This is a genomic window from Sedimentitalea todarodis (assembly GCF_032595355.1).
Classification (GTDB): Bacteria; Pseudomonadota; Alphaproteobacteria; order Rhodobacterales; family Rhodobacteraceae; genus Sedimentitalea; species Sedimentitalea todarodis.
Genome location: NZ_JASMWN010000003.1, coordinates 22,644 through 34,317, shown reverse-complemented (window position 1 = coordinate 34,317; position 11,674 = coordinate 22,644). Strand labels below are relative to the sequence as shown.

Sequence of the window (11,674 nt, the reverse complement as noted above, 5' to 3'; positions counted from 1 at the left end):
ATCAGAAAAAGTCGATCGAGACCTGCATCAGCCGCTCGACCTCGGGCACGTCGTCAGCCATTGCAAACAGGGCAATCACATCCTTTTCCTCAATCCGGAATCCTCCGGTCGGGCGTTTGATCTCGCCCTCGCGCATGATCGCGCCCACCAGAACGCCTTCGGGAAAGTCGATATCGCGGATGCGCTGGCCTGCCAGTGGCGAGGTCGACATCACCTCCGCCTCTATCACTTCGGCCTCGGCGTCACCGATAGAATACACCGCCCGCACCCGCCCGTGACGGATGTGGCGCAGGATCGAACTGACTGTGGTGGCACGCGGATTGATATACGCGTCGATCCCCAGCGGCGCCATCATTGGCACAAGTGTCGGGTCGTTGATCAGGGCGATGGCATAGGGGCACCCCTCTGCCTTGGCCCGGACCGCAGTCAGCATATTGGTCTTGTCGTCATCGGTGACCGCCAACATGGCATCGGCGCGATCGATCCCCGCCTCGCGCAGCAGCGTCGCGTCCAGCCCGTCGCCATGCAGCACGATGGTACGCTCCAGCGCATCGGCGGCCAGCTCCGCAGATTTCCGGCTTTTCTCGATTACCTTGGCGCGCGTCCGCTTCTGGCGTTTTTCCAGCGTCTTGGCGACCGTCAGCCCGACATTGCCGCCGCCGACGATGACCAGTCGTTCCTGATTGTGCTGTTCCTTGCCGAAAATCTCCATCGCGCGACCGACATCATCGACATGGGAAAAGACATAACATTCGTCGCCGACGAACAGCTGATCGTTTGGCTCTGGCGCAAACAACCTGCCGTCCCGTCGCACGCCCACGACGATCGACCGCAGCGTCGAAAACAGGTCCGTCAACTGCCGCAAAGGCGTGTTCACCACCGGGCATTCGTCATCGATGGCAATGCCCAGCAACTGCGCCTTGCCGTCCATGAAGGTTTCGGTGTCGAACGCCGCGGGTGCCGCCAGCCTTTGCATCGCGGCCGCGGCGACTTCGCGTTCGGGGCTGATCACCACATCAATGGGCAGGTGATCGCGCCGGTAAAGATCTGAGTAGATCGCCGTCAGATAGGATTGCGAGCGCAGCCGCGCGATCTTGCGCTGGATCGAAAACACCGAATGCGCCACCTGACAGGTCACCATGTTGACCTCGTCGGAATAGGTGGCGGCGATGATCATATCCGCATCACGGGCCCCTGCCCGGTCGAGTACATCCGGATAACTGGCAAAGCCCGCGATCCCCTGCACATCAAGTGTATCGGTTGCCCGTCGCACGAGATCAGGATTGCTGTCGACGACAGTGACATCGTTGGATTCGCCTGACAGGTGACGCGCGATCTGCCAGCCAACCTGACCGGCACCGCAAATGATGACCTTCATGCGCTATTGACCCTTGGTCCGGTATTCTGCGTTCATTTGCATGACAGATGCCCCTAGACGGGTCAATTCAATTGTCACCCGCGCAGAGTTGGTGCAGATTGGAGCCATGAGACCACTCATGCGGATTATCGTGGCAGGACTTGCGGTTGGCGCTTGCGGACCGCTGTCGCTCTACTATCAGCCGGGCGTCCAGGTGAGCCGGATGCAATCGGATGCAACCCGCTGCGAGGTCACGGCACTCAAGGACGCACCCGTGGCCAACCAAATCCGGCAAAGGCCACCCGTCTATTTTCCTGGCAACCGCTATTGCACAAGCAACGGTTGTTTCTACTCCCCCGGATATTGGGTTGGCGGGGGCCTATACTCGGTTGACCTCAATCAGGATCTGCGGCGACGCGTTCTGGACATCTGCATGGCGAAAAAGGGATATCAACCGGTCAGCATCCCGCGTTGTCCCGCCAATGTCGCCGCGGCTGCGCCACGTGCGGTCACGGCGACTCTGCCAGCGCTGGCGCAAAACTCCTGCGCGATACGATACGATGATGGCAGCTGGCAGATCGTGACACCGCAGGCGCCGATTTCGTCGGAGTAACCCCGGCGCGCCAACGCATGGCTCCGCCTGAACCTCCACATCTGTATCTATTGACGGCGCGGCAGGAAAGATCGTTACTTGGCGACAACTATGTTCTGCAAACCAGAGCTGATACAGAACCGAATTCATTGATCATTACTTTTTGGGAGGAAAAACGTCATGAATCTGAGACCGGACCCGACATTTCACGCGACACCGAAACTGGCCATGGCCGCCCCCGTCGAAAAACTTGCCTTCACACTCATGCTCAGCCCGGATGGGTCGCAACCGGATGGGCTGGCGATCGTCGATGTCGACCCGAGCTCGAAAACCTATGGAGACGTCGTCCATACCGTGATCATGCCCAACACCGGGGACGAATTTCATCACTTTGGCTGGAACGCCTGCTCATCGTCGCTGAGCCCGCTGACCGGACATGCCTTTCTTGAGAGGCGTTATCTGATCATCCCCGGTATCCGGTCCAGCCGGATCTATATCATTGACGTCAAGGAGCCGCTGAAGGCCAAGATCCACAAGATCATCGAACCCGAAGAACTGTTTGAAAAAACCGGCTATTCCCGCCCCCACACCATTCATTGCGGACCCGAGGGCATCTATGTCTCGACGCTAGGTGGCGGTGGTGCAGATGGGACAGACGGGCCTCCGGGCATCTTCATCATGGATTGCGAGACCTTCGATATCCTTGGCCGCTATGAGATGGATCGCGGGTTGCAGGACAAGCATTACGATTTCTGGTGGAACCTGCCCCGCGACTACATGGTCAGTTCCGAATGGGGCCTGCCGCCGCAGTTTGAAAACGGCATCGTGGCCGAAGATCTTCTCAGCAACAAATATGGCCACAGCATCCACTTCTGGGACCTGCGCGGGCGGCGCAATATCCAGACGATCGACCTGGGTGAAAACCACCAGATGGCGTTGGAGATCCGGCCGGCGCACGATCCGGCCAAGCAATACGGCTTTTGCGGCGTGGTGGTCGACACGACCAATCTGCAAGGCGCGATCTTTACCTGGTGGCGCAACGACGATGGCACGTTCGAGGCCAAGAAGACCGTTACGATTGACCCGCAGCCTGCCGATGCAGCCGACCTGCCGGAGCTGCTCAAGGGATTTGGTGCGGTTCCGCCGCTGGTGACGGACATCGACCTGAGCCTTGACGACAAATATCTCTATGTCGCTTGCTGGGGCACGGGCGAGATGCACCAGTATGACGTGTCTGACCCGATGAATCCGGTTCTTGCCGACAAGGTCGAGATTGGCGGCATCGTCAAGAAGACGCCGCATCCCAATGGCAGGACCTTTGGCTATGGACCGCAGATGGTCGAGATCAGCCGCGATGGCAAACGCGTCTACTGGACCAATTCGCTGTATTCGACATGGGACGACCAGTTCTATCCGGGCGAACGTGGCGCCGCCATGGTCATGGCAAACGCCGCAGAAGATGGTGGGCTGACGCTCGACGAGGCGTTTTGGGTCAAATTCCCCGACGGCTATCGCAGCCATCAGATTCGCCTTGAGGGCGGCGACTGCTCGACCGATAGTTTTTGTTATCCCAACAGCTAGGCGTGGATGAGCCATCTGTGGCGGCCCTGTGGTGGGCCGTCATCGCTTCGGGCGTTTACCACGGCGTGAACCCGGGAATGGGCTGGCCCTTGTCGGTCTCTGCGGCGCTCATGGAAGGGCGTCGTTCCGCGCTTGGCAAGGCGTTGCTCATGCTTGCGCTTGGCCATTTTCTGGCGATGTCGGCGATCCTGCTGCCCTTCACGATGATGTTTGCGCTGGTCGACTGGCAGCGCGAAATCCGCATCGGAGCCGGTATCCTTGTGATTGGCGCAGGTCTCTACCTGTTGATCAATCGCCGTCACCCCAGGATGCTGGCACGGGTCAAACCGACGCGTCTGGCGCTCTGGTCGTTTCTCGCAGCGATGGCGCATGGTGCAGGGCTGATGCTCTTGCCGATCTATCTGGGGCTGTGCGACATCGACGAAGGCGATGCGGGACATCAGGCCGCGGCGGACCTGATGCTGAGCAATCTCGATACATCGCTGGCTGTGGCATCGGTTCACACGGCCGCAATGACCCTGTCCGGCGGGATCGTGGCCTTTGGCGTCTATACGTGGCTGGGCCTGAAATTTCTCTCAAAGGCTTGGATCAACATGGATATTCTATGGGCGCTGAGTCTGGTGATTGTCGGCGCGCTGGCCATCTGGACTGCGCTCTGACGGGCGGCCGTCGCGAACCGCCCGCGGTGTTCCGGCGCCCTACTCCGCCGCTTCGGCGGTTTCCTGTTCCACATGCGCAACCCGCGCGCCCGATTTGCTGGACGTCACAACGCCCAGCGATTTCAGCTTGCGGTGAAGTGCGCTGCGCTCCATCCCGACAAAGGACGCCGTGCGGCTGATATTGCCGCCAAACCGGTTGATCTGCGTCAGCAGGTACTCCCGCTCAAACGCCTCGCGCGCCTCGCGCAGTGGCAGTGTTGCGAGCGCACCGGACAAGACCACCCGGCCTTCCTCGGCTGACGACACTTCATCCCCGGGCAATTCGCGCGCTTCGATCGGGCCATTGCCCTCGCCCAGGATCAAGACCCGTTCGATCAGGTTTTTTAATTGGCGCACATTCCCGGGCCAGACCATCGTCTGCATCAACGCAATCGCTTCGTCCGAGATCGTCCGATGTGGCAGGCCCTGGTTCTTGTGGCAAACATCGATGAAATAGTCGGCCAGAACGGGCACATCCTCGCGCCGCTCCTCCAGAGAGGGCACTGCGATCGGCACGACATTCAACCGGTGAAACAGCTCCTGGCGGAAGCGCTCCGCCCGAATTTCCTCCTCCAGATTTCTGTTCGTGCTGGAAATCACCCGCAGATCGACCCGCACCTTGTCGTTGCCGCCAACCCGTTGGAACTGTTGATCAACCAGAACTCGCAGGATTTTGGACTGTGTTCCTATCGGCATATCGGCGACCTCGTCAAAATAGACGACACCGCCATGGGCTTGTTCAAGCAGGCCGGGTTCGACACCGCGCTCGGCACTCTCGCGGCCGAACAGTACCTCTTCCATCCGTTCCGGCTCGATGCTGGCGCAATTGACGGTGACGAATGGTGCGCTGGCCCGGTTCGAATGCGCGTGAATGTAGCGGGCAGCGATCTCCTTGCCGGACCCGGCGGGTCCGGTCAGCATCACACGACCATTGGACTTGGTGACCTTGTCCAGATTGCTGAGCAGCGTGCGAAAGGCGGAACTGGTGCCGATCATCTCTGCCGCTGCCCCATCGCGATGCTTGAGCGCGCTGTTTTCACGGCGCAGACGCGACGCCTCCATCGCGCGGCGGATCACCACCAGCAACTGATCAATGTTGAAAGGCTTTTCAATGAAATCGTAAGCGCCCTGCTTGATCGCGGCGACGGCGATTTCGATATTGCCATGTCCCGAAATGATCACCACCGGCACATCCGGATTGTCGCGTTTCACCGCCTTCAGAATGTCAATTCCGTCCATTCTGCTGTCTTTCAGCCAGATATCCAGGATCAAAAGCGCCGGTGGCTCGGTGTTGATGGCCGACATGCAATCGTCCGAATTGCCAGCCAGCCGGGTCGCGAATCCTTCATCTTCGAGGATATCACCCACAAGTTCCCGAATATCGCGTTCGTCATCGACGATCAGAATATCACTCATATCGCTCCTGCTCTTTCTGCCGCTGCCTCGCCTGCCTCGGCGGCGTTTGGTTCAGTTACATTTAAGGTGGCCAGCCGGATCACAGCCATTGCGCCATAATGGGACTGTCCGTCAAATACCGGCGCATCCTCGAGGGACAGCGTGCCCCCATGCTCTTCGATAATCTTCTTCACGATGGGCAATCCCAATCCGGTGCCCTCGTCGCGGGTCGTGACATAGGGTTCAAACAGCCGGGCGCGATCTTCCGGCAGACCGATCCCGTTGTCCGCAATGGTGATCAAACAACCCTGTCCGGACGTCGCAAGTGAAACCCGTATCTCTGGAGCGAGATCATCCGGAGGCCTATTTTTCTTAAGGGTTTCAATCGCCTCACCGGCATTCTTGATAAGGTTTGTCAACGCCTGCGACATCATTGTCGCGTCCAGCTCTGCCGAAACCGCGCCGTCGGGCAAAGCTGCGCTGATTTTCACATCAGGTTGCCCGGTCTGCTGCAACAGGACCGCATCGCGCACCAGCGCAACCAAATCCTCGTTGCGCCTGTCGGGTTCGGGCATCCGCGCGAACTTGCTGAACTCATCCACGATCCGGCGCAGGTCGTTGGTCTGGCGCACGATCACATCGGTCATCGCCTCGAGCTTGTCGCAGTCCTCGCCGACGACGGGGCCGAACTTGCGCTTGATGCGTTCCGCACTCAGCTGGATCGGGGTCAGCGGGTTCTTGATCTCATGCGCAATTCGGCGGGCGACATCGCCCCATGCCGCCATTCTCTGGGCACTGACCAGATCGGTGACATCATCAAAGGCGACCACGAACCCTTCGAGACTGCCATCCGCCTCGCGCCGGGTCGACATCCGCACGAGCAGGTTTTCCATCCGTCCTTGCCGCGACACCTTGATCTCGCTTTGTGCGACCTCGCCGGACCCGGTTCGCAGACTTTCAAACAATGCGCCGAATTCCGGGACCGCAACGGTCAGGGCGAGATCCTGCTCATGTCCCGTCCAGTCCAGCAAGCGTTCCGCAGACCGGTTGACCAAAGTTACCTTGCCGTTGGAATCCAGCCCGACAACTCCTGAAGTCACCGAGGTCAGGACCGAATCAAACATCCGGCGGCGACGTTCGATCTGGCGCGTGTTATCCAGCAGGCGTTCCCGTTGCCCTTTGAGCTGATAGGTCATCTGGTTGAAATACCGGCCAAGCAAGGCAATCTCGTCATCGCCCGGCTCTTCGTCCACCTGAACATCCAGATCGCCGGATCCGACCTTTTGCGCCGCGGTCGTCAGGCGTCCGACCGGTCGGCTCAATCGTTCGGCAAACCAAAGGCCAGACCAGATCGCAGCCAGAACGAGGATGAGCGCAAAGCCCAGATACAGCAGCCCGAATTCAAACAGCACCCGGCCACGTTCATTCTCAAGTTGCTGATAGAGAACGACGGTTTCCTTGGTCTCGTCCAGCAGGCTCAGAATGTCGCCATCCACCTCACGGCTGACATAGAGGAAGCGGTCGACGAATGTTTCCAACGGCAACAGCGCTCGAAACTCGTTGTTGTCCCAATCCTGAATGATCACGAGGTTGTCTTCTTTTACCTCGGTCAGCTGTTGCCGGGTTGGCCGTTCAAAATCGAAGAGGTAGGAGCCTTCGCCCCGCGCCCGGATCTCGCCCGTGCCGTCGATGATATAGGCTTCGCGCAACCCGCGTTGGATCTGCGCCTGACCCTGTCCGAGGTACTGGCGCAATTCGGCATCGTTGACAAAGACATTGACCCGGCGGGTCGTGGCTAGGAATCGCGCCAGCGCTCGCGCGTCCTGCGCCAGGTTTTCCCGGTGTTCCTGTTCATAGGCTTCGGCCGCCGACAGCGACGAGCCGACCACCTGACGGACCCGTTCGGAAAACCAGCCCTCAAGCCCGATATTGACCGTCAGCCCGGCAAACACCGCGACAATCACGGTGGGGATCAGGGCAAGCAGCGCAAAAACCGCCGTCAGCCGCAGGTGCAGGCGCGAACCCGCCGATCTGGCCCGCCGCGCGGCAATCAGCCGTGTCACCTGCCCGAGAACAAGCGTGGCCACGACCAGAATATAGACAAGATCCGCCAGTAGGATAAAGCGCAGCGACGGAGACGAGGCATGTTGGTCGAACGGTCCAAGAACCATGAAGGTCGCCAAGGCAAGCGCCGGCCCCAACAGCACCAGACCCAGCGTGCCCACATTCTTGGCCCGTCTGGTCTTGCGCCATCGGTTGAAGGTCATGAACGGCCTGTTCTGTGACCGGGTTGTCACGTGTCGTCCTCATTCTGATGTGCCGCTCGCGCGGCTTACCGCAATATTTCGTGGTCTTGTCCCGGTGCAATTTGTCGATGACACCGGTCTGCCACGCTTATGTGGCGGTTTTACATCAATTTGCGTCGCCGTGTCACCTCTATATCGAGATCCGTGATCTTCTTGCGCAAAGTATTGCGGTTGATACCCAGCAGATCGGCACATTTGGCCTGATTTCCGCCTGTCGCCTCAAGAGCGATCTTGATCAATGGGATTTCCATTTCCTTCAGGATCCGCGCGTAGAGCCCCGGCGGTGGCAGCATATTACCATGCAGGTCAAAGTAGCGGCGCAGATGCCGCTCGACCGACGCGGAGAGTTTCTCCGCACTCCCCTGTCCAAGGACCGGCTCCATCTCGGGCTGGTTGCCCAGCACCGCCTCAACTTCGGCACGGGTGATTTCATCGGCGCGACTGGTGAGGGCCAGGCGGCGAATCGTGTTTTCAAGCTGCCTGACATTGCCGGGCCAGCTATAGACGCGAAACAGTTCCTGCGCCGCTTCACTGAGCCAGCGTTTGGCGGACCCCTCGCGCTCAGCGCGGGTCAGGAAATGTTCGGACAGCAGCGCGATATCATCGACGCGCTCGCGCAGGGCGGGCACATACAGCGTTGCGCCACTGAGGCGATAATAGAGATCCTTGCGTAGCCTGCCCTTTTCCATGGCATCGGCCAGATCGCCCTGCCCGGTCGCCATGAATCGCGGAACGTGATCACCCGGCGCGTCGATCATGCGGACGATGCGGGCCTGAATCTCGTCATCGACATCGGCGACCTCGTCTATCAGAACCGTCCCGCCCTTGACCCGTGCCAACACCCGCGCAGGCCCTGCGAGTTCCTGCAGATCGGCGCTGGTCACCGAGACGAATGGCAGGGTCCGACGATCGGAGAAGTCATGTATGGCACGCGCAATCAGGGATTTCCCGGTGCCGCTTTCACCCGAGATCAGCACCGGCAGATCGGTGTTCATCACCTTGGCCACCAACCCATAGAGTGCCTGCATGATCGGCGTCCGTCCGACCAGCGGCAGGTCCTCGGGGCGCTCATCCACACTCCGGGCGGCGGTGCCTCCGGGTGCGCGCCGCCTGAGTTCGAGCGCGCGTGACGTTCGCTTCATCAGGTCGGGCAGATCGAAGGGTTTGGGCAGATAGTCATAGGCCTCGGCCTCGGCGGCCTGGATCGCCGTCATGATCGTGTTCTGCGCCGAAATCACGATCACCGGAAGCCCCGGCCGATCCTCTGCAATCTTGGGCAGCATTTCGAGCCCGTTGCCATCGGGCATCATCACGTCGCTTATCACGACGTCCCCTTTGCCTTCGCTCACCCAACGCATCAGCGTCGTCAGCGAACTCGTGGCGTGTACCTTGCACCCTGCGCGGGTCAGGGCCTGGGTCAGAACCGTGCGGATCGTGCGGTCGTCATCAGCGACGAGTACCGTGCCGTCCATCAGGAAGTCTCCTCGTTATCAAGGTTGCGGGGCACTCGCGGCAGTGACAGGCGGAAAACCGTTCGCCCGGGCACCGAGGTGACCGAGATCCAGCCGCCATGCTCGGAAATGATCTTGCTCACCAGCGCCAGCCCAAGCCCGGTGCCGTTTTCGCGCCCCGATACAAACGGATCGAACACATCGGCACGGATATCCGCTGGCAGGCCAGGACCATCGTCGATGATCTCGACCTGCAGCGGCAAGGACTGTCCGCTGCCATCTGCGCGGCGAAGTCGGAAGGAATGTTCAAAGTAGCTGTGGATGCGGATCGTGCCGCCGGTTGGGTCGGCCACTTCGGATGCGTTTTTCAGCAGATTCAGGATGACCTGCAACAATTGATCCGGGTCACAATAAGCCATCGGCAGCGACGGATCGTAATCCTCGATGATCCGCATATGCGCGCCAAAGCCAAGCAAAGCCGAGCGGCGGGCACGGTCCAGAACATCGTGTATGTTCACCGCACGAAATTCAGGAGACGACAGGTTTCCAAACTGCTCCACTTGCTCAAGCAACTTTACGATCCGGCGGCCTTCTGCGACAATAAGATCCGTAAGTTCGAGTTCTTCCGGCGGCAAGTTCATGCTCAGAAGCTGGGCAGCCCCGGTAATCCCTGCCAAAGGGTTCTTGATTTCGTGCGCCAGCATTTCGGCCATGCCGATTGCCGATTGCGCCGCCGATTTCACCGAGTGGCTCTGCGTCATGCGCCCGGCCAGTTCACGCGGCGAGATCATCATGATCATCGTAGTGGGCTCGGCAATCAGCGGCGCAATCTGCAACGCGCATTGCAGCGGCGCGCGGCTGACCGATCCGACGTCGATATCATTGACGAACAGGGGTGTGCCATTCTTGCGGGCACGTGCAAAGGCGTCTTCGATCGGCGCGTCGATTGCCACCTGGTCCCAGACCGGGGTTCCGAGAACGGCTTTGGCCGAAAGATTCAAAAAACCCTCACCGGCCGAATTCACATCGATGATCCTGTCTTCGACATTGATCAGAAATGCGGGGATCGGCAAGGAGGCCCAGATATTCGCGTCAGAGATCATGCCGCGGCACCCTCTGGCTTTCGGGAAAGGGCGTCGGTCAAGTGCCGCAGCGCCTCGTTCGGATCTTTCGAAGTCAGGATCATACGGCGCATTCCAGCCGGCGTGCCGACGGTATCCATGTACCAACCCAGGTGCTTGCGGGCGACGCGCAGGCCAAGATCGACACCATAGAATGACAGCATTGCCTCATAGTGCCCGCAGACCAGAGCCACCAGCGCGCCGCCTTCTGGCACAACGGGTGCAGGCGTATCCCAAAGGTCATGCGCAACCCGCGCCAAGAGCCACGGCTTGCCCTGCGCTCCGCGTCCGATCATCACGCCATCCGCGGCGGACTGCGCCAGCGCGCTCTGTGCGGTGGTCGTGTCGGTGATGTCCCCATTCGCGATCACCGGAATATCGACCTGCTGCTTGACGCGTGCAATTGCCTCCCAATCGGCGCGGCCCTTGTAGAACTGAGCGCGCGTGCGCCCGTGGATCGTGATCATCTGCACCCCGGCTGCCTCGGCGCGGCGTGCGACGTCGGGCGCATTCAGGCAATCGCTGTCCCACCCCAGCCGGGTCTTGAGCGTCACCGGCACGTCCACCGCGCCGACGACCGCCTCGATCAGGCGCAAGGCATGATCGGGGGTTTTCAACAGGGCAGAGCCGGCGTAGCCGTTGGTGACCTTCTTGGCCGGGCACCCCATGTTGATGTCGATGATCGCGGCACCGCGGTCGGCAACCTGACGCGCAGCCTCGGCCATCCAATGGGCCTCGCGCCCGGCAAGCTGCACTGCGGTATTGGCGACGTCAGCGCTCAGTTCGGCGCGCTCGCGGACGCCGGGTTTGGCCTGGACCATTTCCTGGCTGGCGACCATTTCACTGACCACAAGGCAGGCGCCAAAGCTCTGGACCAGATCGCGAAACGGCCGGTCAGTGATTCCGGCCATCGGCGCCAATATCACCGGCGGGGTCAATACGGCCGTGTTCAGTCGTGGGGTCAAATGCCCAATCCTTGTGCAGTCGCCTCTCGTCTAGAGAAAACACCACTCGCATACAATGTTCAGCAGGCCTTATCTGCCGTCAGAAAATGCAGATGCACAATTATTGGGCAAGCAGGTCGGGGTGATTGCCACTGACTAACCCACAGCCTAAACACGAAACGCAGGATCTGCCCGGTGTTCGTCCGGAGGCAGCACGGAATTGTAGAGG

At 60.2% G+C, this 11,674-nt stretch carries 9 protein-coding genes; 3 read left to right on the top strand and 6 right to left on the bottom strand.

Annotated features, from left to right (window positions below):
• Position 1 precedes the first annotated feature (1 nt).
• Positions 2 to 1,378 carry a Trk system potassium transporter TrkA gene (trkA, locus tag QO231_RS05030; RefSeq protein WP_316773938.1) on the bottom strand — a complete coding sequence of 459 codons (1,377 nt, stop codon included), beginning with the start codon at positions 1,376 to 1,378 and terminating at the stop codon, positions 2 to 4.
• A gap of 118 nt (positions 1,379 to 1,496) precedes the next feature.
• On the opposite strand from trkA, the gene QO231_RS05025 reads away from it, so the two are divergent.
• The 3 genes from QO231_RS05025 to QO231_RS05015 all read left to right on the top strand — a co-directional run bounded on the left by QO231_RS05025 (position 1,497) and on the right by QO231_RS05015 (position 4,189).
• Positions 1,497 to 1,970: a hypothetical protein gene (locus QO231_RS05025; RefSeq protein ID WP_316773936.1), complete on the top strand. Its 474-nt coding sequence runs from the start codon at positions 1,497 to 1,499 to the stop codon at positions 1,968 to 1,970.
• Between the two features lie 159 nt (positions 1,971 to 2,129).
• Positions 2,130 to 3,530: a selenium-binding protein SBP56-related protein gene (locus tag QO231_RS05020; RefSeq protein ID WP_316773935.1), complete on the top strand. Its 1,401-nt coding sequence runs from the start codon at positions 2,130 to 2,132 to the stop codon at positions 3,528 to 3,530.
• Positions 3,531 to 3,532: 2 nt separating this feature from the next.
• The gene (locus QO231_RS05015; RefSeq protein ID WP_316773934.1) at positions 3,533 to 4,189 is read left to right on the top strand and encodes a hypothetical protein; all 657 of its coding nucleotides are present in this window, start codon (positions 3,533 to 3,535) and stop codon (positions 4,187 to 4,189) included.
• Positions 4,190 to 4,228: 39 nt separating this feature from the next.
• On the opposite strand, the gene ntrX is transcribed toward QO231_RS05015, so the two are convergent.
• From ntrX to dusB, 5 genes are all read right to left on the bottom strand, one after another.
• Complete coding sequence (gene ntrX, locus QO231_RS05010; RefSeq protein ID WP_316773932.1) at positions 4,229 to 5,644, bottom strand: nitrogen assimilation response regulator NtrX; 1,416 nt, start codon at positions 5,642 to 5,644, stop codon at positions 4,229 to 4,231.
• Complete coding sequence (locus QO231_RS05005; RefSeq protein ID WP_316773930.1) at positions 5,641 to 7,890, bottom strand: sensor histidine kinase NtrY-like; 2,250 nt, start codon at positions 7,888 to 7,890, stop codon at positions 5,641 to 5,643. The genes ntrX and QO231_RS05005 overlap by 4 nt, the downstream gene beginning before the upstream one ends.
• Before the next feature lie 140 nt (positions 7,891 to 8,030).
• Positions 8,031 to 9,401, bottom strand: a complete 1,371-nt coding sequence (locus QO231_RS05000) for a sigma-54 dependent transcriptional regulator (protein WP_316773928.1) — start codon at positions 9,399 to 9,401, stop codon at positions 8,031 to 8,033.
• Positions 9,401 to 10,483 carry a two-component system sensor histidine kinase NtrB gene (locus tag QO231_RS04995; RefSeq protein WP_316773926.1) on the bottom strand — a complete coding sequence of 361 codons (1,083 nt, stop codon included), beginning with the start codon at positions 10,481 to 10,483 and terminating at the stop codon, positions 9,401 to 9,403. The genes QO231_RS05000 and QO231_RS04995 overlap by 1 nt, the downstream gene beginning before the upstream one ends.
• Positions 10,480 to 11,466 carry a tRNA dihydrouridine synthase DusB gene (gene dusB / locus QO231_RS04990; protein ID WP_394356573.1) on the bottom strand — a complete coding sequence of 329 codons (987 nt, stop codon included), beginning with the start codon at positions 11,464 to 11,466 and terminating at the stop codon, positions 10,480 to 10,482. The genes QO231_RS04995 and dusB overlap by 4 nt, the downstream gene beginning before the upstream one ends.
• Positions 11,467 to 11,674: the final 208 nt, after the last annotated feature.